General features: G+C 73.9%; 22 protein-coding genes and 6 pseudogenes. 21 read left to right on the top strand and 7 right to left on the bottom strand.

Features of this window, described 5'->3' with window-relative positions; all coding sequences use genetic code 11:
- The first annotated feature begins 101 nt into the window (after positions 1 to 101).
- Positions 102 to 1527, top strand: a pseudogene (leuC, locus tag MF408_RS01710) (3-isopropylmalate dehydratase large subunit).
- Positions 1528 to 1540: 13 nt separating this feature from the next.
- The gene (gene leuD / locus MF408_RS01705; RefSeq protein ID WP_240250016.1) at positions 1541 to 2140 is read left to right on the top strand and encodes a 3-isopropylmalate dehydratase small subunit; all 600 of its coding nucleotides are present in this window, start codon (positions 1541 to 1543) and stop codon (positions 2138 to 2140) included.
- Between the two features lie 51 nt (positions 2141 to 2191).
- Here leuD and MF408_RS01700 read toward each other — a convergent pair whose 3' ends face one another.
- Complete coding sequence (locus MF408_RS01700; protein WP_240250015.1) at positions 2192 to 3010, bottom strand: DUF72 domain-containing protein; 819 nt, start codon at positions 3008 to 3010, stop codon at positions 2192 to 2194.
- 211 nt (positions 3011 to 3221) lie between these two features.
- On the opposite strand from MF408_RS01700, the pseudogene MF408_RS01695 reads away from it, so the two are divergent.
- Positions 3222 to 3455 (top strand): annotated as a pseudogene (locus MF408_RS01695) (HU family DNA-binding protein); the annotation flags it as partial.
- Between the two features lie 455 nt (positions 3456 to 3910).
- On the opposite strand, the gene MF408_RS01690 reads toward MF408_RS01695, so the two are convergent.
- Positions 3911 to 4606: a hypothetical protein gene (locus tag MF408_RS01690; RefSeq protein ID WP_240250014.1), complete on the bottom strand. Its 696-nt coding sequence runs from the start codon at positions 4604 to 4606 to the stop codon at positions 3911 to 3913.
- A gap of 82 nt (positions 4607 to 4688) precedes the next feature.
- Here MF408_RS01690 and MF408_RS01685 point away from each other — a divergent pair, with 82 nt between their 5' ends.
- Both MF408_RS01685 and MF408_RS01680 read left to right on the top strand, forming a co-directional pair.
- Positions 4689 to 5435 (top strand): lysophospholipid acyltransferase family protein, encoded by a 747-nt coding sequence (locus MF408_RS01685; RefSeq protein ID WP_240250013.1) that lies wholly within the window; start codon positions 4689 to 4691, stop codon positions 5433 to 5435.
- Complete coding sequence (locus MF408_RS01680; RefSeq protein ID WP_240250012.1) at positions 5432 to 6433, top strand: NAD(P)H-dependent glycerol-3-phosphate dehydrogenase; 1002 nt, start codon at positions 5432 to 5434, stop codon at positions 6431 to 6433. Before MF408_RS01685 ends, MF408_RS01680 begins: the two co-directional genes overlap by 4 nt.
- A gap of 17 nt (positions 6434 to 6450) precedes the next feature.
- Here MF408_RS01680 and MF408_RS01675 read toward each other — a convergent pair whose 3' ends face one another.
- Positions 6451 to 7560, bottom strand: coding sequence for a PLP-dependent aspartate aminotransferase family protein (locus MF408_RS01675; RefSeq protein WP_240250011.1), 1110 nt, complete (start codon positions 7558 to 7560; stop codon positions 6451 to 6453).
- A gap of 23 nt (positions 7561 to 7583) precedes the next feature.
- On the opposite strand from MF408_RS01675, the gene MF408_RS01670 reads away from it, so the two are divergent.
- Positions 7584 to 8717: a D-alanine--D-alanine ligase family protein gene (locus tag MF408_RS01670; protein WP_240250010.1), complete on the top strand. Its 1134-nt coding sequence runs from the start codon at positions 7584 to 7586 to the stop codon at positions 8715 to 8717.
- Between the two features lie 13 nt (positions 8718 to 8730).
- Positions 8731 to 9468, top strand: a complete 738-nt coding sequence (locus MF408_RS01665; protein WP_345893901.1) for an SDR family oxidoreductase — start codon at positions 8731 to 8733, stop codon at positions 9466 to 9468.
- A 45-nt stretch (positions 9469 to 9513) separates the two neighbouring features.
- On the opposite strand, the gene MF408_RS01660 is transcribed toward MF408_RS01665, so the two are convergent.
- Positions 9514 to 9969: a DUF3515 family protein gene (locus MF408_RS01660; RefSeq protein WP_275693424.1), complete on the bottom strand. Its 456-nt coding sequence runs from the start codon at positions 9967 to 9969 to the stop codon at positions 9514 to 9516.
- 26 nt (positions 9970 to 9995) lie between these two features.
- A pseudogene (locus MF408_RS26475) lies at positions 9996 to 10230 on the bottom strand (Lrp/AsnC ligand binding domain-containing protein).
- A gap of 162 nt (positions 10231 to 10392) precedes the next feature.
- Here MF408_RS26475 and MF408_RS24730 point away from each other — a divergent pair.
- Complete coding sequence (locus MF408_RS24730; RefSeq protein ID WP_275693314.1) at positions 10393 to 10527, top strand: hypothetical protein; 135 nt, start codon at positions 10393 to 10395, stop codon at positions 10525 to 10527.
- A complete protein-coding gene (locus tag MF408_RS01650; RefSeq protein ID WP_240250008.1) occupies positions 10508 to 11383 on the top strand; it encodes a thiamine-phosphate kinase in 876 nt (291 codons plus the stop codon). The genes MF408_RS24730 and MF408_RS01650 overlap by 20 nt, the downstream gene beginning before the upstream one ends.
- A gap of 84 nt (positions 11384 to 11467) precedes the next feature.
- Here the strand turns inward: MF408_RS01650 and rpmB are convergent, their stop codons facing one another.
- Entirely contained in the window at positions 11468 to 11653 is a 186-nt protein-coding gene (gene rpmB / locus MF408_RS01645; protein WP_240250007.1) for a 50S ribosomal protein L28, read from the bottom strand.
- A 234-nt stretch (positions 11654 to 11887) separates the two neighbouring features.
- Here rpmB and MF408_RS01640 point away from each other — a divergent pair, with 234 nt between their 5' ends.
- On the top strand, positions 11888 to 13474 hold the full coding sequence (locus MF408_RS01640; protein ID WP_240250006.1) for a DAK2 domain-containing protein: 1587 nt from the start codon (positions 11888 to 11890) through the stop codon (positions 13472 to 13474).
- Positions 13475 to 13558: 84 nt separating this feature from the next.
- On the opposite strand, the gene MF408_RS01635 is transcribed toward MF408_RS01640, so the two are convergent.
- Positions 13559 to 14137, bottom strand: coding sequence for a hypothetical protein (locus MF408_RS01635; protein WP_240250005.1), 579 nt, complete (start codon positions 14135 to 14137; stop codon positions 13559 to 13561).
- Between the two features lie 265 nt (positions 14138 to 14402).
- Here MF408_RS01635 and MF408_RS01630 point away from each other — a divergent pair, with 265 nt between their 5' ends.
- From MF408_RS01630 to MF408_RS01585, 11 genes and pseudogenes are all read left to right on the top strand, one after another.
- Entirely contained in the window at positions 14403 to 15740 is a 1338-nt protein-coding gene (locus MF408_RS01630; RefSeq protein WP_240250004.1) for an ATP-dependent DNA helicase RecG, read from the top strand.
- A complete protein-coding gene (gene rsmD / locus MF408_RS01625; RefSeq protein WP_240250003.1) occupies positions 15737 to 16321 on the top strand; it encodes a 16S rRNA (guanine(966)-N(2))-methyltransferase RsmD in 585 nt (194 codons plus the stop codon). Before MF408_RS01630 ends, rsmD begins: the two co-directional genes overlap by 4 nt.
- A gap of 25 nt (positions 16322 to 16346) precedes the next feature.
- A pseudogene (locus tag MF408_RS26470) lies at positions 16347 to 16583 on the top strand (adenylyltransferase/cytidyltransferase family protein); the annotation flags it as partial.
- A gap of 76 nt (positions 16584 to 16659) precedes the next feature.
- Positions 16660 to 16848, top strand: a complete 189-nt coding sequence (locus MF408_RS26465; RefSeq protein WP_345893987.1) for a hypothetical protein — start codon at positions 16660 to 16662, stop codon at positions 16846 to 16848.
- Between the two features lie 261 nt (positions 16849 to 17109).
- Positions 17110 to 17388: pseudogene (locus MF408_RS26460) on the top strand (DUF177 domain-containing protein); the annotation flags it as partial.
- Positions 17389 to 17560: 172 nt separating this feature from the next.
- A pseudogene (gene rpmF / locus MF408_RS01610) lies at positions 17561 to 17747 on the top strand (50S ribosomal protein L32).
- A gap of 47 nt (positions 17748 to 17794) precedes the next feature.
- Positions 17795 to 18511 carry a ribonuclease III gene (rnc, locus tag MF408_RS01605; protein ID WP_240251581.1) on the top strand — a complete coding sequence of 239 codons (717 nt, stop codon included), beginning with the start codon at positions 17795 to 17797 and terminating at the stop codon, positions 18509 to 18511.
- A 171-nt stretch (positions 18512 to 18682) separates the two neighbouring features.
- Entirely contained in the window at positions 18683 to 19543 is an 861-nt protein-coding gene (gene mutM / locus MF408_RS01600) for a bifunctional DNA-formamidopyrimidine glycosylase/DNA-(apurinic or apyrimidinic site) lyase (RefSeq protein ID WP_240250002.1), read from the top strand.
- Positions 19544 to 19625: 82 nt separating this feature from the next.
- Positions 19626 to 19826: a hypothetical protein gene (locus MF408_RS01595; RefSeq protein ID WP_240250001.1), complete on the top strand. Its 201-nt coding sequence runs from the start codon at positions 19626 to 19628 to the stop codon at positions 19824 to 19826.
- 323 nt (positions 19827 to 20149) lie between these two features.
- Entirely contained in the window at positions 20150 to 20812 is a 663-nt protein-coding gene (locus MF408_RS01590; protein WP_240250000.1) for a TylF/MycF family methyltransferase, read from the top strand.
- Positions 20809 to 23625 (top strand): glycosyltransferase, encoded by a 2817-nt coding sequence (locus MF408_RS01585; protein WP_240249999.1) that lies wholly within the window; start codon positions 20809 to 20811, stop codon positions 23623 to 23625. The genes MF408_RS01590 and MF408_RS01585 overlap by 4 nt, the downstream gene beginning before the upstream one ends.
- Positions 23626 to 23683: the final 58 nt, after the last annotated feature.

Here is a 23683-nt window from a genome sequence, read left to right as displayed (position 1 = left end):
CAGGAAGTGGGATGCAAGCGTAAGGTCTTGTGGTGCAGGCCGCAGCCGGCCACCGATCGCGGCCGCGGCCGTCGGAATCTCGAGATGCCTGGAGGGCGAAAATGGGCAAGACCCTGGCGGAGAAGGTGTGGGACGAGCACGTCGTCCGGTCCAACCCGGGCGAGCCGGACCTCCTCTACATCGACCTCCACCTGATCCACGAGGTGACCAGCCCGCAGGCGTTCGACGGGCTCCGGCTCGCGGGCCGCAAGGTGCGCCGCCCCGACCTCACGCTGGCCACCGAGGACCACAACGTGCCGACGGTCGACTGGGACAAGCCGATCGCCGACCCGGTGAGCCGCACGCAGGTCGAGACGTTGCGCCGCAACGCCGAGGAGTTCGGCGTGCGGCTGCACCCGCTCGGCGACGTCGAGCAGGGCATCGTGCACGTCGTCGGGCCGCAGCTCGGCCTGACCCAGCCCGGCATGACGATCGTCTGCGGCGACAGCCACACCAGCACGCACGGCGCGTTCGGGTCGATCGCCTTCGGGATCGGCACGTCGGAGGTCGAGCACGTGCTCGCCACGCAGACCCTGCCGCAGGCCAAGCCGCGGACGATGGCGGTCACCGTCAACGGCAGCCTGCCCGAGGGCGTCACGGCCAAGGACCTGATCCTCACGCTGATCAGCAGGACCGGCACCGGCGGCGGCCAGGGCTACATCGTGGAGTACCGCGGCCAGGCCATCGAGGAGCTCTCGATGGAGGCGCGGATGACGATCTGCAACATGTCGATCGAGTGGGGCGCGAAGGCCGGGCTGATCGCGCCCGACCAGACGACGTTCGACTACATCGAGGGCCGTCCCGAGGCGCCGAAGGGCGCCGAGTGGGACGCCGCGGTCGCGCACTGGCGGACCCTCGTCACCGACGACGACGCCGAGTTCGACGAGGAGATCGTCCTCGACGCCGCCGACGTGACACCGTTCGTCACCTGGGGCACCAACCCCGGCCAGGGGTGTGCCGCTGGCCGCCTCGGTGCCGGCGCCGGCGGACTTCGACGAGCCGAGCGACCAGGTCGCCGCCGAGAAGGCGCTGACCTACATGGGTCTCGAGGCCGGCACCCCGATGCGCGAGATCAAGGTCGACACCGTCTTCATCGGCTCCTGCACCAACGGCCGGATCGAGGACCTGCGCGCCGCCGCCGCCGTGCTCGAGGGCCGCAAGGTCGACGCCGACACCCGGCTGATGGTCGTGCCCGGCTCGGTGCGAGTGCGGCTGCAGGCCGAGGAGGAGGGCCTCGACGTCGTGTTCAAGGAGGCCGGCGCGGAGTGGCGCGGCGCGGGCTGCTCGATGTGCCTCGGCATGAACCCCGACACCCTGGAGCCGGGGGAGCGCAGCGCGTCGACCTCCAACCGCAACTTCGAGGGCCGTCAGGGCAAGGGCGGCCGCACGCACCTGGTGTCGCCGCTGGTGGCCGCCGCGACCGCCGTACGGGGCACGCTGTCGTCGCCCGCCGACCTGGAGCCGGTCACCGCGACCGCCGCGAGCTGAGAGGACCGCTGACATGGAGAAGTTCACCACCCACCAGGGAGTCGGCGTCCCGCTGAAGCGCAGCAACGTCGACACCGACCAGATCATCCCGGCCGTCTACCTCAAGCGGGTCACCCGCACCGGCTTCGAGGACGGGCTCTTCGCCGCATGGCGCAACGACCCCGACTTCGTGCTCAACCAGGAGCGCTACCGCAACGGCTCCGTGCTGGTGGCCGGTCCCGACTTCGGCACCGGCTCCTCCCGCGAGCACGCCGTCTGGGCGCTGCAGAACTACGGCTTCAAGGTCGTGATCTCGGCGCGCTTCGCCGACATCTTCCGCGGCAACTCCGGCAAGGCCGGCCTGCTCGCCGCGCAGGTCGACGAGAAGGTCGTCCAGGCGCTCTGGGACTACCTCGACGACAACCCCGGCGGCGAGATCGTCGTCGACCTCGAGGCGAGGACCGTCAGCACCCCCGACGGCTCCGTGCAGGACTCGTTCGACATCGACGACTACACCCGCTGGCGCCTGCTCGAGGGACTCGACGACATCGGCATCACCCTCGGCCACGACGCCGACATCGCCGCCTACGAGGCGAAGCGGCCGAGCTGGAAGCCGGTCACGCAGCACGCCTGAGGTCTCCTCCGGCGAGGACCGGAGCGCCAGAACCCCCGCACCTGCGAGGTTCTAGCGCAGCCGCTCCATGAGCGCGAGTGCGTCGTGCGGAGCCCGCCGGTCGGCGTCGTTGTCGAAGTAGACGTAGACGTCGGCGCCGACGGCGTCGCCGGACCAGTGGCGGACCCGGTCGGCCCAGGCGTCGAGGAGGGCGTCGTCGTAGCCGCCGTGGTAGAGGACCTCAGGTCCGTGCAGCCGGACGTAGACGACGTCGGACGTCACGTCGTCGAGCACCACCCACTCGCCGGCGCCGTCGGAGACGACCAGTCCGATGCCGTGATCCCGCAGCAGAGCGGGGAATGCGGGGTCGCGGAACGAGTCGTGACGCACCTCGACGACGTGGCGGACGGGCCGGTCGTCGTACGGGTCGAGCGCCGGGTCCTTGACGCGCTCGTCGTGGTCGGCGGCCAGCTCGGCGACGGCCTTCGTCGTCCGCGGCAGCAGGTCGAAGAACGCCGCCAGCCGGTCGGGGTCGAAGCGGGTGCGGGCGGGTAGCTGCCACAGCACCGGGCCGAGCTTGTGCCGCAGCTCGAGCACACCGGACGCGAAGAAGTTCGCCAGTGCCTGTGCGGGTTCTCGCAGCTGCAGCAGGTGCGTGACGTACCTGCTGCCCTTCACCGCGAACACGAAGTCCTCGGGTGTCTGCTCCACCCACGACCGGTACGACGACGCGCGCTGCAGCGAGTAGAACGAGCCGTTGATCTCGACCGACGACATCAGCCCGGCGAGGTGGGCGAGCTCGTCGCGCTGCCGCAGACCTTTCGGGTAGAAGTCACCGCGCCACGACTTGTAGGCCCATCCGGATGTCCCGATCCGCACTGCTCCGGCCATTTCGTCGCGGTACCCGCAGGTGCGCCGTCGCATCCCGGACAATCCCCCGGATGGCGCGCAATGCGGCCCATTTCGCCGAACTGCGCCATTTTCTAGCGAAAAAACCTGCGTCAATGTCGGCGTGGTGATTGTGACCGCGTCCACGAGTGCCTAGCGTGCGCGGAAAGGGAAGCCGGGGAGGGCCCGGCACAACGGCCCTGGAGCGGCAGGGATGCCGGTCCAAGTGGAAGGACAGGTAGTGAACAAGTCTCAGTTCATCGACGCGCTCTCGGAGCGCTTCGACGGCAACCGCAAGGCTGCCGCCCACGCTCTCGACTCGGTTCTCGACACGATCACCCGGCAGGTCGCCAAGGGTGAGAAGGTCGCCATCACGGGGTTCGGCTCCTTCGAGAAGGCGGTGCGCAACGCGCGGTGGGTGCGCAACCCGCAGACCGGTGACCGAGTGAAGACGAAGAAGAAGTCGGTGCCGAAGTTCACCGCGGGCGCCGACCTCAAGAACGTCGTCTCCGGCGCCAAGAAGCTCCCGGCGCTGAAGAAGGCGACGGCGTCGAAGTCGACGGCTTCCCGCGCAGCGGCTCCGGCGAAGAAGGCAGCGACCACCGCGAAGAAGGCGGCGCCTGCGAAGAAGGCGGCTCCCGCCAAGAAGGGCCTCCACCGCGGCCAAGAAGACGACCGCGAAGAAGGCGCCGGCGAAGTCGACGACGGCGGCCAAGAAGGCCCCCGCCAAGAAGGCGCCTGCCAAGAAGGCGTCGACCGCGAAGAAGACGACCGCGACCGCCAAGAAGGCGCCCGCGGCGAAGAAGTCGGCCTCGACGGCGAAGAAGACGACGGCGGCGAAGAAGGCCCCGGCCAAGAAGACGACGGCCAAGAAGACCGCCAAGAAGTAGGCGCTTCGGCTAGTCATCGACGGGCCGCTCTCCTCAGGAGGGCGGCCCGTCGGGCATTTCCGGCGCCCGTGCGAGCAGGTCGGCGGGGAGCCGGGAGAGCAGGGCCCGCGTCGCCGGGCCGACGCCCACCTCGACCGCAGCGGCCAGCGTGGCGAGGTCGTCCACGTCGCGGCGCAGCCCGGGCAGGGCGCCGGGCAGGGCGGTGGCGCCGCCGGCGGCATGGGCGGCGGCCGAGCCGGCGCCGAACCGCGGCTCGAAAGTCGTCGTGAGGCGCGGTGTAGAGCGTGGTTCCGGTGCCCTCGACGTCGGCGACGTACGCCGACCGGCCGCCGGCGGCGTCGAGCGCGGCCGCGAGGTCGGCCGGCCGCAGCGCGGGCAGGTCCGCGCAGAGCGCGACGGGCAGCAGTGCCGGCCACTGCCGACGCGCCTCCGCCACCGCCTGCACCAGGGCCTCGTTGAGGCCGGTCGCGCCGTCGGGACACGTGTCGGCGCCGAGGCCGCCGAGAGCGGCGGCGAAGCGGGCGTCGTCGGTGGTGACGAGGACCCGCGCCACGCCGGGTGTCTCGAGGCAGGCGCCGACCGTGTCGGTGGCGAAGGCGGCGGCCAGCGCGGTGCGCTGGTCGTCGGGGACGCCGAGCAGGCGCGACTTCCCCACGACCGGCGGCTTCACGGGGACCACGACGACGTGCCGGGGCGCATTGGTGACCACGCCCCGATCCTCCCAGGAGGCCGGTCGGGCCAGCGGGCGCGGTGGGGACGTGGCGGCCGTCACCTGCCGGTAGCCTGCCTCCGTGACGGTGCGGAAGATGCGGGAGAAGCGGGGCTGGGCCTTCTGGCTGGCGGTGTCGATCATCAAGCCGACCCTGCTCGCGACGACCAGGCGCACCTGGGTCGACCCCGAGCGGATCCCCGCCGAGGGCGGCTGCGTGCTGGTGATGAACCACCTGTCCCACGTCGATCCGCTGACCGCGGCCCACCTGGTCTACGACTACGGCCGGCTGCCGCACTACCTCGCCAAGGCGGGGCTCTGGAAGAACAAGGCGCTCGGCCGGTTCCTCGACGCGGCCGGGCAGATCCCGGTCGAGCGCGAGCGCGGCGGCGCCGGGGCCTACGGGAAGGCGGTGAAGGCGGTCCGTGAGGGCAGGCTGATCGTCGTCTACCCCGAGGCGACGATCACCCGCGACCCGGACCTGTGGCCGATGCGCGGGAAGTCCGGTGCGGCCCGGATCGCGCTCGAGACCGCGTGTCCGGTGATCCCGGTCGGGCAGTGGGGTGCCCAGGAGATCCTGCCGCCCTACGCGAAGAGGCCGCGGCTGTTCCCGCGCCGGCGAATCACGATGCGGGTGGGGGAGCCGGTCCCTCTCGACGACCTCCGGGACGGCCCGGTGACGACCGAGGTCGTCACCGAGGCGACCGACCGGATCATGGCGGCGATCACGCGGCAGCTGGAGCTGATCAGGGAGGCCGACGCACCGGCCGAGCGCTACGACATGCGGGTGCACGGCGACCGCTTCAAGAAGCGGAAGGACCGCTCGTGAGCAAGGTCGCCGTCCTCGGCGCCGGCTCGTGGGGCACGGCGTTCTCGATCGTGCTCGCCGACGGCGGCAACGAGGTGTCGATGTGGGCGCGCCGGGAGGAGATCGCGGCGTCGATCGCCGAGCGACGCGAGAACACCGACTACCTCCCCGGCATCGAGCTGCCGCCGGCGATCACCGCGACGCACGATCCCGAGCAGGCCCTGAGCGGCGCCGACGTCGTCGTGCTGGCGGTGCCGTCGCAGTCGCTGCGCGACAACCTGCCGGCGTTCGTGCCCTACCTCGAGCGCGACGCCGTCCTGGTGTCGCTGATGAAGGGCGTGGAGCTCGGGTCGCTGAAGCGGATGAGTGAGGTGGTCGCCGAGGTCGCCGACGTGCCTCCGAGCCGGATCGCCGTGATCAGCGGGCCCAACCTCGCCAAGGAGATCGCGCGCCGCGAGCCGGCCGCGTCGGTCGTCGCCTGCGCCGACGAGGAGGTGGCGACGATGCTGCAGCGACGCTGCCACTCGCCGGCCTTCCGTCCCTACACGAGCGTCGACGTGCTCGGCTGCGAGCTCGGCGGCGCCTACAAGAACGTCGTCGCGCTCTGCGTCGGGATGGCGGTCGGCCTCGGCTTCGGCGACAACACCACCGCGTCGCTGATCACCCGCGGCCTCGCGGAGACTGCCCGGCTGGCGATGCGGCTCGGCGCCAACCCGCTCACGCTGATGGGCCTCGCCGGTCTCGGCGACCTGGTCGCCACCTGCTCCTCGCCGCTGTCGCGCAACCGCACGTTCGGCGAGAAGCTCGGCCAGGGCATGACGGTCGAGGAGATCCTCGCCTCCACCCGTCAGGTCGCCGAGGGTGCGAAGTCCTGCTCCTCGATCCGCGCGCTCGCGGAGAAGGCCGGGGTGGACGCCCCGATCGCCGAGCACGTCGACGAGGTCGTCGCCGGCCGGATGACGACCTCGGGGATGATGGCGGCGTTCATCAACCGCGACACCAAGGCCGAGATCGAGTAGTCCGGGCGTACGCCGCGTCAGCCGCCGTGCGTGACGCCGTCGGCGGCCTCGAGGGCCTGGGCGAGGTCGGCCCACAGGTCCTCGACGTCCTCGATCCCGACGGAGAGCCGCACCAGGCCCTCGGGGATCGTCGCCGGCTCGGCCTTCCAGCGCCGGCGCCGCTCGAGGGTCGACTCCACACCGCCGAGCGAGGTCGCGTGCACCCAGAGCCGGGTGTGCCGGGTGAGCAGGTCGCCGGCGGGGGCTCCGCCGGCGAGCACCGGCGCCACGATGGCGCCGAAGCCCGGGTAGCGCACCTCCGCGACCGCGGGGTGGTCGGCGAGCCGCCGCGCGATCTCGGCGGCGTTGGCCTGCGCGCGCTCGAGCCGCACGTGGAGAGTCCGCAGCCCGCGCAGCGCCAGCCACGTCTCGAATGGACCGGGGATCGCGCCGGCGAGGTCGCGACGGCCCTTCAGCGCCGTGTGCACCTCGTCGCCCTCGGGGTCGGCGGTCACGAGGGCGCCCAGCACCACGTCGCTGTGGCCGGAGAGGAACTTGGTCGCGGAGTGCACCACGATGTCGGCCCCGAGCGAGAGCGGCTGCTGCGCGAGCGGGGTGGCGAAGGTGTTGTCGACGACGACCCGCACGCCGAGGGCGTGCGCGGCGTCCGCGAGAGCCGGGATGTCGGCGAGCTCGAGCGCGGGGTTGGTCGGCGACTCGATCCACAGCAGCGCGCAGTCGGGGTCGGCCTCCATCGCCGCGGTGACGGCGGCGGTGTCGGCGATGTCGACGAGCCGGCTGTGCAGCCGGCCGCGGGACTCGAGGTCGCCGAGGGCCATCACGGTGCCGTTGTAGGCGTGCCGCGGCGCCACGACGCCGGCCCCCTGGCCGACCAGGTCGAGCACGGTCGTCGCGGCAGCCATGCCGGAGGAGAACGCGAGGGCGCGGCCGCCCTCGAGCCGGCCGAGCACGTCCTCGAACGCCGTCCACGTCGGGTTGCCGAAGCGGCCGTACTCGACGTCGCCCGTGGCGACGTACGTCGACGCCATCGTGATCGGCGGGTTGAGCGCCGCGTCGGGCTCGCGCGGCGGCCGACCGGCGGTGACGGCGATGGTGGCGGGGCTGAGGTCGTTGCCGAGTTCGGGCATGGGACAACGGTAGGGTCAGGCCGATGTCAGAGACACCTGGGCCCGCCGGGCGCCGTACCCGCGTCGCCGTCGTCTTCGGCGGCCGCTCCAGCGAGCACGCGATCTCCTGCGTCACCGCGGGCAGCGTGCTGCAGGCCATCGACCGGGAGCGCTACGACGTCGTCCCGATCGGCATCGCCCCCGACGGGCGCTGGGTGCTCGAGGCCGACGACCCGGAGCGGCACGCGATCCGCGGCCCCGGGCAGCTGCCGTCGGTCGACGCGAGCCGGGCACCGGTCACCCTGACCCGCACCGGCAGCGGCGCCGGACTCGTGGTGAGCGAGGCCGCCGCGCCGCCCCGCGAGCTCGGCGACGTCGACGTCGTGTTCCCGCTGCTGCACGGACCGTGGGGCGAGGACGGCACCATCCAGGGGATGCTCGAGATGGCGGGCGTGCGCTATGTCGGCGCGGGCGTCCTCGCGTCGGCGGTCAGCATGGACAAGGCCTACATGAAGGTGGTCCTCGGCGCCGCCGGGCTCCCGCTGATGCCGTCGACCACCGTCACGGCGCGCGAGTGGGCCGCCGACCCCGACGCGGTGCGGAAGCGGGTCGCGGCGCTCGGCTACCCCGCGTTCGTGAAGCCGTCCCGCGGCGGGTCGAGCATCGGGATCGCCAAGGCCCACGCCGCCGACGAGCTCGACGCGGCGCTCGAGGGCGCGCTCGTCCACGACCCGAAGGTGCTGGTCGAGGCGTCGGCCGAGGGCGCCCGCGAGGTCGAGTGCGGCGTGCTCGAGACCCTCGACGGCGACGTCGAGACCAGCGTGCCTGCGGAGATCCGGATCACCGGCGACCACGAGTTCTACGACTTCGACGCCAAGTACCTCCCGGAGGAGGCCACCGAGCTCGACGTGCCTGCCCTGCTCCCCGAGGACACGGCCGCCCGGATGCGGGAGCTCGCGGCGCAGGCGTTCCGTGCGGTCGGGTGCGAGGGCCTGGCCCGCGTCGACTTCTTCCTGATGCCCGACGGGTCGCTGGTCGTCAACGAGCTCAACACGATGCCCGGGTTCACCCCGCTGTCGATGTTCCCGCGGATGTGGGCGGCCACCGGCCTCGACTACGGCGCCCTGGTCGACCGGCTCATCTCGCTGGCGCTCCGGCGCGGCACCGGCCTGCGCTGAGGGCGTGGTCGCTGTGCCGCCGTCGACAGGGGAGCGCGGGCTGCTCGTGGTCACGGGCGGCAGCCGCGGCATCGGCGCCGCCACCGCACGGCTGGCCGCCGCCCAGGGGTGGAACGTCCGGGTCGGCTACCGCACCGGTGAGGAGGAGGCGGCAGCCGTCGTCGCCGCGTGCCGGGCGCTCGGCCGGTGGGCCGACGCCGTGCGCGCCGACGTCGCCGACGAGGCCGACGTCGTCCACCTGTTCGGCTCGCTGCCCGAGGAGGCCGGGCCGCTGCGCGGGCTGGTCAACAACGCCGGCATCGTCGGCGCGGCGGCCACGGTGGCCGAGCTCGACGCCGACCGGATCCGCCGGATGCTCGAGGTCAACGTGCTCGGCGCCTTCCTCTGCGCCCGCGAGGCCGTGCGCCGGATGGACGACGGCGGATCGGTCGTCAACGTCTCGTCGCGCGCGGCGGTGCTGGGCGCGGCGGGGGAGTACGTCGACTACGCCGCGTCCAAGGCCGCGCTCGACACGCTGACGACCGGCCTCGCGCAGGAGCTCGCCGGCCGCGGCATCCGCGTCAACAGCGTGCGGCCCGGGCTGATCGACACCGAGATCCACGCGCCCGGCCGGCTGGAGCGGCTGGGGCCGGGCGTGCCGATGGGACGGGTCGGCACCGCGGAGGAGGTGGCGGCGGCGGTCTGCTGGCTGCTCTCGCCGGAGGCGTCGTTCACGACCGGCACCTTCCTCGACGTCAGCGGCGGCCGCTGACACACCTCGGCCGACGGGCAGGTCCCGCGGGACGGTCGGCCGGTGTCACAGGTCGCAGGTGGCGACCTCGGTGAGGTGCTCCTCCACGAGCCCGGACAGCACGGCCATCACGCCCGCCTCGGCGCCGAGCCCGCGGTAGTCGGCGGGCATCTCCACCTCGAGCCGCGGCCGGTGCCAGGCGGCCGTGATGACCAGGTCGAGCCCGAGGTCGTCGTACTGCTCGGCCGGGATGTACCACGGCACGTCGTTGACCAGCTCGCACTGGGCACCGCGACCGAACCCCTCCGGCTCGTCGGCACCGCAGGTCACGACCACCGGCGGGTCGCCGTACGCAGCGCCGGGCGCGTCGTCGGGCTCGGTCTCCACCCGCTCCTCGTCCGCGAGCTCCGCCGGCAGCGCGTCGACGAGGTCGGCACAGGCCGCGGCGTCGGCGCCCGACAGGTCCGGGACGTCGAGCTCGACCGGTCCGCCGCACGCGGACAGCACGAGCGCCGCCGCCACGACGGCAGCGGGGCCCCGCACCCTGCTCAGATGTGGACGACGGGGCAGGTCAGCGTGCGGGTGATGCCCTCGAGGTTCTGCACCTTCGACACGACCAGCTTGCCCAGCTCGTCGACGTTGCGGGCCTCGGCGCGGACGATCACGTCGTAGGGGCCCGGTGACGTCCTCGGCGAGGGTGACGCCCTTGACCTGGGCGATCGCCTTGGCGACCTCCGCCGCCTTGCCGACGTCGGTCTGGATCAGGATGTAGGCCTGCACCACCATTGGCACTCCCGGGGACGTTTGCTGGTCATGGGCGGCGGCTCCCGAGAAGGGCAGCCGCGACGACACAACCTACCGCGCCACCCCCGAGGTCGCCTCCTCGGCGAGGGGCCGTCGCGGCCTCCTCCACGACGACGGCGGCCGATCTGGTGGGATGGGCTCGTGCCCGACGCGCTCCCCGACCCCGACCCGAACGCCGAGCTCGCCGACCTGGGGGAGTTCGGGCTGATCCGGCACGTGGGCGCGATCGTCGCCGCGACCGCCCCCCGGGGAGGACGTGCTCGTCGGCCCGGGTGACGACGCGGCGGTGCTGCGGGTGCGCAAGGGCCACACCGTGGTGTCGACCGACCTGATGGTCGAGGGCCGGCACTTCCGGCGGGAGTGGGCCGACGCCGCCGACGTCGGGCACCGCGCCGCCGCGCAGAACATCTCCGACGTCAACGCGATGGGCGGCCGCGCCGCCTGGCTGACCGTGGGGTTCGCGGCGCCGCCGACGCTCCCCGCACGGTGGGCGCTCGACTTCGTGCGCGGCTTCGCCGAGGAGTGCGCCGCCGTGGGCGCGGGCGTGGTCGGTGGCGACGTCACCAGCGCCGACCAGGTGACGATCGCCGTCACGGTGCTCGGCACCTGCACGGTGTCGCCCGTGCTGCGCTCCGGCGCCCGGCCGGGCGACGTGGTGGCGCTCTGCGGACGCCAGGGCTGGGCCGCGGGCGGACTGGCGGTGCTCGGCCGGGGCTTCCGGTCGCCGCGGGTGCTCGTCGACGCCTACCGGCGTCCGGAGCCGCCGTACGACGCCGGCCCGGTCGCCGCGGAGGCGGGCGCCACCGCGATGGTCGACGTCTCCGACGGGCTGCTGGCCGACGCGGCCCACCTGGCGCGCGCCAGCGGCGTCGGTGTCGACGTCCGCAGCGGTGCGTTCGAGGTGCCGGAGCCGCTGGTGGCGGTGGGTGCCGCCACCGGAGCGGACCCGCTGCAGTTCGTGCTCGGCGGTGGCGACGACCACTCGCTGCTTGCCACGTTCCCTCCCGGCACACCGCTGCCCGAGGGCTGGCGGGAGGTCGGCGTCGTGACCGAGGCGCCCCAGGAGGACGCGCCCCTCGTCACGGTCGACGGCGCGCCCTACGGCGGACCGACGGGGTGGACCCACTTCTGAGCCGGCCCCCCGGAAGGACAGCCGAAAACCAGCACGGCCCGCCACCGAGGTGGCGGGCCGGTCCGTGGAGCCGGTGTCAGGGGGTCAGCGGGTGACCTTGCCCGCCTTCAGGCAGCCGGTGCAGACGTTGAGGCGCTTGGGGGTGCCGTTGACGACCGCGCGGACGCGCTGGATGTTGGGGTTGAAGCGGCGCTTGGTGATCTTGCGCGACCACGGCCGGTTGTTGCCGAAGGCCGGCTTCTTCGCGCAGATGTCGCAGACGGCAGCCACGGTTGACTCCTACGGATCGGGATCTGAACTCGAGTACGGGGTGCCCAGCGGGCCAGCGAGGTCCACGGGGGCGGAGCCCCGAGCGTCGGGCAACCGGATCAGGTTAGCCGACACGGCGGCGGACCCGGAAATCGAGGCGGCCGCACTACATTGAGCCCATGACCGCCGGCGGCATCGAGCTCGACACCGTGCTCCGGTTCGTCGAGATCGCCGCCGACGCCCTCGCGGAGGCCCGTGAGGAGATCGACGCGCTCAACGTCTACCCGGTGCCCGACGGCGACACCGGCACCAACATGTATCTCACCATCGCCGCCGCCCAAGCCGCGATCCGGGGAGTCCTCCGACGCGCCGCTCGCGGCGGCGCTCGCCGCGTTCGCCCGGGGTGCGCTCCTCGGGGCGCGGGGCAACTCCGGCGTGATCCTCAGCGAGATGCTGGGGGCGATCGCCCGCCGCCTGGCGTCGGCGAGCGGGGAGCACCGCAACGCCGAGGTGATGGCCGAGGCGCTCCAGCGGGCCACCGAGGCCAGCTACGCCGCCGTCGGCGAGCCGGTCGAGGGGACGATGCTCACCGTGGTGCGCGCCGCCTCCGACGCGGCCGGCGAGCTGGCGAAGGACCCGAAGGCCCGCACCCGCGACGTGCTCGCCGGCGCCGCGGCGGCCGCCCGCGAGGCACTGGGCCGCACGCCGGAGCAGCTGGCCGTGCTGGCCGAGGCCGGGGTCGTCGACGCGGGCGGTCGCGGGATCTGCGTGATCCTGGACGCCGCCGAGACGGTGCTGACCGGCCGGCGACCGGTCCCGGTCACCCAGCCGCTGGGGCGGCACGTCATCCCGGTGCCGCACCTCCCGCACGACGGCGCAGGCGACCTGAGCGTCGACGGGCCGTCGTACGAGGTGATGTACCTGCTCGACACCCGTGACGGCGACATCCCGGCGCTGCGCGCCCGCCTCGGTGAGCTGGGCGACTCCGTCGTCGTGGTCGGCGGCGACGGGCTCTGGAACGTCCACGTGCACGTCGACGACGTCGGCGCCGCGATCGAGGCCGGTCTGGAGGTCGGGCGGCCGCACCGGATCCGGGTCACCCACTTCGCCGAGCAGGTCGCGCGCGCGGGCAGCGAGACGCCGGGCGCCCAGCGCGGCCCCGTGGCGCCCAGCGGCCGGAGGGTGATCGCGGTCGCCGCCGGGCCGGGCCTGGCCGCGCTCTTCGCCGAGGCCGGGGCGACGGTCGTGGAGGGAGGTCCCGGGCGTCGCCCGTCGGCCGGCGAGCTGCTCGGCGCGATCACCGCCTGCGGGGCGCAGGAGGTCGTCGTCCTGCCCAACGACCCCGACTCCGTCCGCGCCTCCCGGGTGGCCGCCAGCACGGCGGAGACCGACCACGCGGCCCGCGGCCTGCGGATCGCGGTGATCCCGACCGAGGCGCAGGTCCAGGGCCTCGCCGCCATCGCCGTCCACGAGCCCGGGCGCACCTTCGACCAGGACGTCACGGAGATGACCGCGACCGCCCGCCACGTCCGGCACGGGGCGGTCACCGTCGCCGCGCGGGACGCGATGACGATGGCCGGGCCGTGCCGCGTGGGCGACGTGCTCGGCGTGATCGCGGGCGACTTCGCCGTCGTCGGCGACGACCTCGCCGCCGTGGCCGTCGAGGTTCTCGAGCGGCTGCTCGCCGCGGGCGGCGAGCTGGTGACGCTCGTGCAGGGCCGCGACGCGGGCGACCTCGGCGCCCGGGCGGCCGCCTGGGTGGAGGAGCGGCACCCGCATGTCGACACCGTGGTGTACGACGGTGGTCAGGAGCGCTACCCGCTCCTGATGTCCGTCGAGTGAGCGGAGGCCGACCCTGATCACCCTCGATTCGCCCGTCGCCGCCGTCCTCGGGGAGCGCGTCGCCGGCCAAGCGCAACAAGTTCGTCAGCGGTCTCCGGGCTGCGCACCGTCGGCGACCTCCTGCGCCACTTCCCGCGGCGCTACCTCGAGACCGGCTCGCTGACCGACGTCGCCGACCTCCGGGTCGGGCAGATGCTGTGCGTCGTCGGCGAGATCAGCGAGTGCCGCACGCACACCTACCGCGACCGCCGCTCGGGCCGGCCGGCCTACCGGGTGGAGGCCGTGCTCCGCACCGGCGGCCCCAGCCTGCGGATGACGTTCTTCGCCAAGAGTCAGGGCACGGCCGGCTGGCACGCCCGCCGGGTCGCGGTCGGCAACCGCGGGGTCTTCCTCGGGCGCGCCGACCGGTTCCGCGACCAGTGGCAGCTGGTCAACCCGCAGCTCACGATCTTCGGGATGGGCGACGCCGCCGAGGGCGACGACGGCCAGCTCGGCGAGGACGTCCTCGAGATCGGCGCGCTCTACCCGATCTACCCGCTCACCAAGGGCGTCGAGTCGTGGGACGTCGCCCGGGCGGTTCGCTTCGCCCGGGTCGTGCTCGACGAGCTGCCCGAGCTGCTGCCCGACGAGGTCCGGGAGGAGCACGGCGTTCTCGACGTCCACCGCGCGTTCGAGTGGGTGCACTCACCCGAGGACCGCGCGCAGGTGGCCCGCGCCCACCACCGGTTCCGGTTCGAGGAGGCCCTCGTCACCCAGCTGGTGCTCGCCCGCCGCCGGCGAGCGGTCCGCGAGCTCGGCGCGACGATCCGCACCGGCGGCGACGGGGCGCTGCAGGCCGCCTTCGACGCGCGGCTGCCGTTCGAGCTGACTCCCGGCCAGCGGGAGGTGGGGGGAGCAGGTCGCGCGCGACCTGGCGCAGCCCCACCCGATGAACCGGCTCCTGCAGGGCGAGGTCGGCTCCGGCAAGACGCTCGTCGCGCTCCGGGCGATGCTGCGGGTGGTCGACTCGGGCGGCCAGGCGGCGCTGCTCGCGCCGACCGAGGTGCTCGCCCAGCAGCACCACCGCTCGATCGTCACCCTGCTCGGCGACCTCGCCGCGGGCGGCACGATCTTCGCCGCGGGGGAGGGCACCCGGGTCGAGCTCCTCACCGGGTCCATGACCAAGTCGCAGCGCACCGAGCCGCTGCTGCGGATCGCGAGCGGCGAGGCCGGCATCGTCGTCGGCACCCACGCGCTGCTGCAGGAGCAGGTGCAGTTCGCCGACCTCGGCCTGGTCGTCGTCGACGAGCAGCACCGGTTCGGCGTGGAGCAGCGGGCCGCGCTGGTCGACAAGGCCGCGGTCCCGCCCCACCTGCTGGTGATGACGGCGACCCCGATCCCGCGCACCGTCGCGATGACCGTGTTCGGCGACCTCGAGGTGTCGACCCTGCGCGAGCTCCCCGCGGGCCGGGCGCCGGTCCAGACCAACGTGGTGCCGCTGGCCGAGCAGCCCGCGTGGATCGACCGGGTGTGGGCCCGGGTGCGCGAGGAGGTCGAGAAGGGCCACCAGGTCTACGTCGTCTGCCCGCGGATCTCCGGCGACGAGGCGGAGGCCGACCTGGTCGAGGCGGTCGACGTCGACGACGAGGGCAACCCGGTCACGGCTCCGGGCGCCGCCGCGGCCGTCGACGAGGTGGTCGAGCGGCTCGCCGACGGCCCGCTCGCCGGGCTGCGGCTCGGCCGTCTCCACGGCCGGCTGCCCGCCGACGAGAAGGACGCGACGATGCGCGCCTTCGCCGCGGGCGGCATCGACGTGCTGGTCTCGACGACGGTGGTCGAGGTGGGTGTCGACGTCGCCAACGCCACGACGATGGTGATCCTCGACGCCGACCGGTTCGGCGTCTCCCAGCTCCACCAGCTGCGCGGCCGGGTCGGGCGTGGCGGGCTGCCCGGCCTGTGCCTCCTCGTCACCCACGTCGGCGACCCCGCGTCGCCCGCCCGCGTCCGCCTCGACGCGGTCGCCGCCACCACCGACGGGTTCGTGCTGAGCCGGCTCGACCTCGAGCAGCGGCGCGAGGGCGACGTGCTCGGCGCCTCGCAGGCCGGCCGCCGCTCCAGCCTGGAGAACCTCCGCGTGCTCCGCGACGAGGACACCATCGTCGCCGCTCGCGCCGCCGCCGAGACGCTGCTCGAGCGCGACCCCGACCTCGCCGGCGCGCCCCTGCTCGCCGACGCGGTCCGCGAGCTCGAGCTCTCCCAGCAGGGTGACTTCCTGGAGAAGTCGTGACCCGGATCGTCGCCGGCCGCGCCGGCGGCCGGCGGATCGAGACGCCGAAGGGCGCCCGCACCCGGCCCACCACCGACCGGGTCCGCGAGGCGCTGTTCTCGGCGGTCGAGGCGTGGTGCGGGTCGCTCGAGGGCCTGCGGTTCCTCGACCTCTACGCCGGCTCCGGGGCGATCGGTCTCGAGGCCTGGTCGCGCGGCGCCGCCGCCGTGACGTTCGTCGAGTCCGACCGGCGCACGGCCGACCTCGTCCGTCGCAACGCGCGCCTGGTCGGCTGCGACGTGGCCGACGTCCGGGTGGCGTCGGCCGCGACCGTGCTCGCGGCGCCCGCGGCGGCGCCGTACGACGTCGTGTTCAGCGACCCGCCCTACCCGCTGACCGACGACGCGCTCGCCGGCGACCTCGCCCTCCTCGCCGACCAGGGCTGGCTCGCGCCCGACGCGCTCGTGGTGGTCGAGCGCGCCAGCCGCGGCGCGCAGCCGCGCTGGCCGGCGGGGCTGACGCCGCTGCCCGGCAAGCGCGGCCACAAGCGCTACGGCGAGACGACGCTCTGGTACGCCGCCACGGGCCCCGACGGCCGGTGACCCGTCCAGCCACTACGGTGACCTCATGCGCCGCGCCGTCTGCCCTGGCTCGTTCGACCCGGTGACCAACGGCCACCTCGACATCTTCGAGCGGGCCGCCGCGCTCTTCGACGAGGTCGTGGTCGCGGTCGGGGTCAACAAGTCCAAGGCCAGGTCGTCGAGCCGGCTGTTCAGCGCCGAGGAGCGGATGGAGATGCTGGCCACGACCGTCGAGCGCTGGCCCAACGTCACGGTGCGCGGGTTCACCGGCTTGGTGACCGACTTCTGCCTCGAGATCGGGGCGCAGGCGATCGTGAAGGGGGCTGCGCGGCTCCGGCGACTACGACTACGAGCTCCAGATGGCGCAGATGAACTCCCACCTCACCGAGGTCGAGACGGTGTTCCTGATGACCGACCCGCGGATGTCGTTCGTCTCCTCGAGCCTCGTCAAGGAGGTCGCGTCCTTCGGGGGCGACGTCTCCGGGCTGGTGCCGGCCGCCGTGCACGGCCTGCTCACCGCGCGCCTGGCCGAGCGCGCCGCGGAGTGACCGCACCGGGTCCGGTTTTGGTCCCGCCGACCCCCGCCGACTACCATCGATCCGTTCTGTTGTGTCCGGACCGGGAGTGATCACGTGACCAGCCTGGACCCGAGAGCGCCGCTCGTGCTCGACACCCGCGAGCTCGGCCGCCGCCCGGGGTCCCAGCGGGAGCTGACGCTCACGGCCCCGGCCCCAGCAGATCTGGGCATCGAAGTCCTCTCGGTCCCCGAGGGCTCACAGGTCGACCTCGACCTGCGGCTCGAGGCGGTCATGGAGGGCGTCCTGGTCACCGGCACGGCGCGAGCCGTGGTCGAGGGCGAGTGCGCGCGGTGCCTGGAGCCGATCCACGACGACCTCGAGGTGACGTTCCAGGAGCTGTTCGTCTACGACGACCTGCGGCACGGTGACGAGGGCGGCTCCGGGGAGGACGACGAGACCAGCCGGCTCGAGGACGACCTGGTCGACCTCGAGCCGCTCCTGCGGGACGCGGTGGTGCTCGCACTGCCGTTCCAGCCGCTGTGCGGTCCGGACTGTCCCGGGTTGTGCCCCGAGTGCGGGGTGCGCCTGGCCGACGACCCGGACCACACGCACGAGGCGGCCGTGGACCCCCCGCTGGGCGGCACTGTCGGCGCTGGCCCAGGACCCCGACGGGTCCGACGATTCGAACTGACGGCGAACCACAGCCCTCCGGGCCTCCGGAGGACACACAGAGGAGACAACAGTGGCTGTTCCGAAGCGGAAGATGTCGCGCAGCAACACGCGGCACCGTCGCTCGCAGTGGAAGGCCGTCGCCCCCCACGCTGGTGACCTGCGCCAACCCCGCCTGCGGTGCGAAGCACCTGCCGCACCATGCCTGCGGCACCTGCGGCCAGTACGGCGCGCGCGCCGAGCGTCGCCAGGTCCTCTGAGACCGGTCGCTGACCCGAGGGCTCCCGGCATCAGCGCCTACGACGACCTGCGCCACGCGCTCGGGGATCCCGAGCTGGACCCCGGGCTGCTCGACCGCGCCCTGACGCACCGGTCGTTCGCCTACGAGAACGGCGGCCTCCCGACCAACGAGCGGCTGGAGTTCCTCGGCGACTCGGTGCTCGGCGTGGTCGTCACCGAGACGCTCTACCGCGTCCACCCCGACCTGAGCGAGGGGCGGCTGGCCAAGCTCCGAGCCGCGGTCGTCAACGCGCGGGCGCTGGCGGAGGTCGCGCGGGGGATCGGTCTCGGTCAGTACATCAAGCTCGGCCGCGGCGAGGAGTCGACCGGCGGCCGGGACAAGGCGTCGATCCTGTCCGACACCGTCGAGGCGGTGATCGGCGCGATCCACCTCAGCGGCGGCATCGAGACGTCGTCGCGGGTGGTCCACCTGCTCTTCGACCCGCTGATCGAGGCGGCGTCGGCCATGGGCGCGGGCCTCGACTGGAAGACGTCGCTGCAGGAGCTCGCCGCCGAGCACGGGCTCGGCGTCCCGGAGTACGTCCTCGAGGACGACGGACCCGACCACATGAAGACGTTCACCGCCCAGGTGCGCGTGGGCGAGAAGCTCTACGGCAACGGCACCGGCCGCTCCAAGAAGGAGGCCGAGCAGGGCGCCGCGGAGACGGCGTACGGGGAGATCGTGGGGGTCCTCGGCGTGCGACGCGCGGAGCCGCTGCGGTCCGAGGCCGGGGAGCGGTCGTGACGGTGCGGCTCCGCTGCGAGCGCGCCCATCTGCCCCCGCGTGCGACGCGCGGAGCCGCTGCGGTCCGAGGCCGGGGAGCCGTCGTGAGCGCACGGCTCCGCTGCGAGCGCGCCCATCTGCCCCGCGTGCGACGCGCGGGGGACAGCGCCACCGTCCCCGGCGCCGACTGACGTGCCGGAGCTGCCCGAGGTCGAGGTGGTCCGCGCCGGTCTCGACCGCCACGTCGTCGGCGCCACCCTCGCCTCCGTCGAGGTCCTCCACCCGCGCCCGGTGCGGCGCGACCCCCGCGGCCCCGCCGGCTTCGCCGCCGCGCTGACCGGCCGGCGAGTCGAGGCGGCCCGCCGCCGCGGCAAGTACCTGTGGCTCCCGCTCGACAACGGCGACGCCCTGCTCGGCCACCTCGGGATGAGCGGCCAGATGCTCGTGCAGCCGGCCGGTGCGCCCGACGAGCGTCACCTGCGCGTCCGGTTCTCGCTCGGGTCGGGCGAGCTCCGGTTCGTCGACCAGCGCATGTTCGGCGGCCTCCTCGTCTCCGCCGGGGGAGCGGAGCTGCCGCCGGAGATCGCCCACATCGCCCGCGACCCGCTCGACCCGGAGTTCGACGACGACGCCTTCGTGGCGCGCGTCCGGCGGCGCACCGCCGGCATCAAGCGGCTGCTCCTCGATCAGGGCCTGGTGTCCGGGGTCGGCAACATCTACGCCGACGAGGCGCTGTGGCGCGCCCGGCTGCATGGGGACCGGGCAGGCGACCGGCTCCGCCGCGGCCAGGTGGTCGAGCTGCTCGGCCACGTCCGTGACGTCATGGCCGAGGCGCTGGCGCAGGGCGGCACGTCCTTCGACGCGCTCTACGTCGACGTCAACGGCGCGTCCGGGTACTTCGACCGGTCGCTGTCGGCGTACGGCCAGGAGGGCCGGCCGTGTGCCCGCTGCGGGACCATGATCCGGAGGGTGGCGTTCATGAACCGGTCGTCGTTCTTCTGCCCCCGCTGCCAGCCGGTGCCGAGGGCGGTCCGGCAGCCCGCTCGTATTTGACCCGGACGCGCGGAAGTGCGACTCTTGGAGACGGCCCGGCAAACGGGCTCGACGCGTTCCCCGAACCCCCGGAAGGTTCTTCATGGCCAAGGCGCTGATCGGGCACCTGAACAGCGACCTCCGCGACCCCCGGCTCGCCGTCGAGAACGCTCGGCTGCGCAACCGGGTGGCCGAGCTGGAGTCGCTCGTCCTCCGTCTGAGCGAGGAGAACGACAAGCTGATGGCAGCGCGCGCCGCCGAGATCCTGACCAGCGACTCGGCGCAGGAGATGCAGCCCGCCTGAGGCGGGCCCCGCTTCCAGCGCACCGGTCCTCGGCGGCGGTCGAGCGTGCCCCGAGGGTGGTCGTCGCCCCCCGGCGCTCCTCCGATAGCGTGACCGCGTGATGCTGCGCCGACGTTCGACCCGACCTCCCGAGGCCGTGGCCGAGCTGGAGGACCGGCTCCGCCGCACCCGCCGTCGGCTGCGGGCGACGCGCGCCGACCTGGCTGCCGCACGTGCCGACGGAGCCCGGCTGCGCGAGCGGCTGCAGCGCTCGGACCAGGAGCTCCGGCTGCTGCGGCAGTTCACCCTCGAGGTGTTCCCCCGACGTCGAGGTCCCCGAGCGGGTGCGCGAGGTCTGCGACGCGGTCCGCGCGGAGCGACTCACCTACCTCGGCGCTCCCCACCTGCGGTCGCTCGTCAGCTGCGTGCTGGAGGCCGAACGGGCCGGCCGACCCGGGCTGGTGGTCGAGGCGGGCACCGCTCTCGGCGGGTCGGCGATCGCGATGGCCGCGGCCAAGGACCCGGCGCGGCGGATGGTCGTCTACGACGCCTTCGGCATGATCCCCCCGCCGTCCGACAAGGACTCCGAGCAGGAGGTCGCCCGGTACGCCGAGATCGCCGCCGGCCGGTCGCGCGGCGTCGGCGGTGACACCTACTACGGCTACCGCGAGGACCTGCTCGGTGAGGTGACCGCCTCGTTCGAGCGGTTCGGGCTGCCGCCGGCCCGGTCCGGGGTCTCGCTCGTCCCTGGCCTGTTCGCCGACACGATCGACCTCGACGAGCCGGTCGCGCTGGCCCACCTCGACGGGGACTGGTACGAGTCGACGATGGTCTGCCTGGAGCGCATCGCGCCGCTGGTCGTGCCCGGCGGTCGGATCGTCCTCGACGACTACCACTACTGGAGCGGCTGCCGGCGCGCCACCGAGGAGTACTTCGCCGGCCGCGACGACTTCCGGATCGAGTACCGTGCGCGCGTGCACGCGGTGCGGGTCGGAGGTACGGCATGACCGCGCCGGACCCGTCACAGTCGCCACGGCTGCGCTCGGCCGTGGCCCGCCGGGTGCCCGGCCTGCGCGAGCTCGTCCGCCTGCGCGAGGAGAACGCCCGCCTGGTCCGCGAGCGGAACCGGCTGCGGAAGGAGCTGCGCAAGGCTCGGAGGCGCCACAAGGCGGCGCGGGGCCGGGTGCGCACGCTCAAGAAGGACGCCGCCGCCGCGAGGCGCGCGGAACGGCGACGCACCGAGGCGCTCGGCGCGGTGCGGGTCGAGCTCGCCAGCACCCGACGCGAGCTGCGACGGCTGCGCGAGGCGACCGGGTGGCTCGACGCCGAACAGCAGACCGAGGGCCACCGGGCCGGCCACGGCGTCCGCGCCCGGGCCGCCGCGGCCGCCCTCGTGGAGTCGATCAGCCGCGGCGCCGACCCGGCGGTCGCCCTCGTCGCCTACGCACGGGCACTCGCCGAGCTCCCGCAGTACCCGTTCCGCTACCGGCTGCCGGCGCTGGCCGCCGCCCTCGAGCCCACGGGTGCCTTCGGGCCCGGCGCCGCGGCGGCGCTCGCCGTGCACGGACTCCACGCCGACCACCCGGAGCTCGCCCGCCACCACCTGCAGCGGTGCGGCGACGACGCGCTCCGCCTGATCCCCGTCGAGTACGCCCGGATCCGGCTCGCCGCGGACCCGACGGCCGCCGCGGACGTGCTCGACCACCTCCGCCGGCTCGCCGCGCCGGCGGCGGACGAGTGGCTCGACATCCTCGCCGCCATCAGCGCCGCCGGCGACCTGGCCACCCTCGCCGAGGCCACCGAGCTGGCGGCCTCCCGCGTCGACGGCTGGGACGCCGACCAGGAGCGCGTGCTCCGGCGGTTCCAGGAGTGGGCCGGCCGGGCCGCGGGCGCGCCCGCTGTTCCCGCGGCGGACGTGACCCTCGGCGTGATGGGCTACCGACGGCCGGACGCCCGCACGGGGTCGAAGAACGTCGGCGACTTCGTGCAGACCATCGCCGCGCTCAGCCACGTCGTCCGCCGCACGGGCGTCCGGCTCACGGGCGAGCCGGAGCTCGTCGCCGCCGCGGAGCGGCTCCGCTCCCGCGTGCGCCCCGAGCTCCGCGTCGACGGTGACGACGCCACCGTCGCTCTCGTCGAGGTCGGCCGCGACGACTCCCCGCTCGACCCGGTCCCCGACCGCACCTGGTACATCGCCTTCGGGTGGCACATCCACCCGAACGTGCTGGGCGGCCACGGGCTCCCGTACCACCCGAACCTGCGGCCGGTCTTCGTGGCGTTCCACTGCAACCGCCGCGACATGCTCGACGAGGCGGCTGTCGAGTACCTGAAGCGCTACGCACCGATCGGGTGCCGTGACTGGTACACCGTCGACCTCCTCACCCACCTCGGCGTGCCGGCGTTCTTCACCGGCTGCCTGACGACGACGGTCGACGCCTACTTCGAGCCGGACGTCGACCGGACGGCGCTGCCGGCCGGGTACGTCGACTCCCCGGCCCCGACGGGCCAGCCGATGCGGCAGGCCGATCCGGAGGTGCGCCACGCGTCGCTCGGCGCCAACCTGGAGCGCGCGCTCGACCTTCTCGACCACTACCACCAGGGCTTCGGGTCGCTGACCACCAGCCGGCTGCACTGCTACCTGCCGGCCACCAGCATCGGCGTACCGACCGAGTTCCGTCCCCGCCGGCCGTTCGACGTCCGGTTCGAGGGGCTCACCGACGAGAGGGCCGACCTGGCCGCGATGCGGGCACGGCTGCGCGACCGGCTGCTGGAGCCGGTCGTCACCGCGATGCTCCGGGGCGCGCCGGAGGCGGACGTCTACGGGCTCTGGCGGTCGATCACCGAGCCGATGGTGGCCGCCGACGCCGCCGCCCGCGAGGCGGCGTACCCGTGGCCGGAGTCGGGGATCGACGTGCCGAAGGCCGTGGCGGCGATCACCGAGGCGGCCTGGCGCCGGCCGGTCGCCCACGCCGCAGGGGAGCGGGTGGTCGACCTGTGCTTCGGGCTCGACCGCAACTACCTGCCGCAGCTGCGCACCGTCGTCCACCGGCTCCTCGAACGCACCGACCGGCCGCTGCGGGTGTGGGCGCTGGTGCGCGGCCTCGACGACGCGGACTACGAGCGCTTCGCCGAGGCGTTCCCGGAGGTCGACGTCACGTTCCTGCCCTGCGACGCCGTCGACTTCGGCGAGATCAGCGTCGGGTCCGGGCGGATCACGGTCTCGACGATGGACCGGCTGCTGCTGCCCGAGCTGCTGGACGACGTCGACAGGGTGCTCTACCTCGACCTCGACCTGCTGCCGCGGGCCGACGTGGGCGAGCTGTTCGACACCCCGCTGGACGGCGCGCCGTTGGCCGCACGCGAGAGCCCCTCGACCGACGCCATGGGTGGCGTCGTGAGCTTCGCCGAGGTGGCGCACCACCACCTCGGCGACTCCCGGGAGGCCTGGCGGCTGCTCAACCTCGTCCACCGGCACAGCGACGTGGGTGACGCGGGCTTCAACGCCGGCGTGCTGCTGATGGACCTGCGGCGGATGCGGAGCGACGAGTTCCTCGTCCGCTACGCGGGCTTCGCCGAGCAGTTCGGGCTCAACGACCAGTACGTGCTCAACCTGTACGCCGGCGCGCGGTTCGCGCCGCTGGACCGGCGGTGGAACTTCTGGCCGACCCGCGACGTCCCCCGACGAGGACCCAGCGATCGTCCACTGGGTCGGCCCGCTGAAGCCGTGGGACGACGTCGTCGTCGACCACCAGGACGAGTGGCGGGCCGCAGAGCGCGCGGCGCGGGTGCGCACCGAGCCCGCCGCCACCTTGTAGCCTGAGGGCGCCGAGCTTCCCCCGCGACGGCCAGCACCTGTCGATCTGACAGGATGCGGGCCT

The sequence above is a fragment of the Nocardioides sp. TF02-7 genome (assembly GCF_022437945.1).
Lineage (GTDB): Bacteria > Actinomycetota > Actinomycetes > Propionibacteriales > Nocardioidaceae > Nocardioides.
The sequence above is the reverse complement of the archived record's forward strand: the minus strand, read 5'-3'. Positions and strand labels throughout refer to the sequence as shown.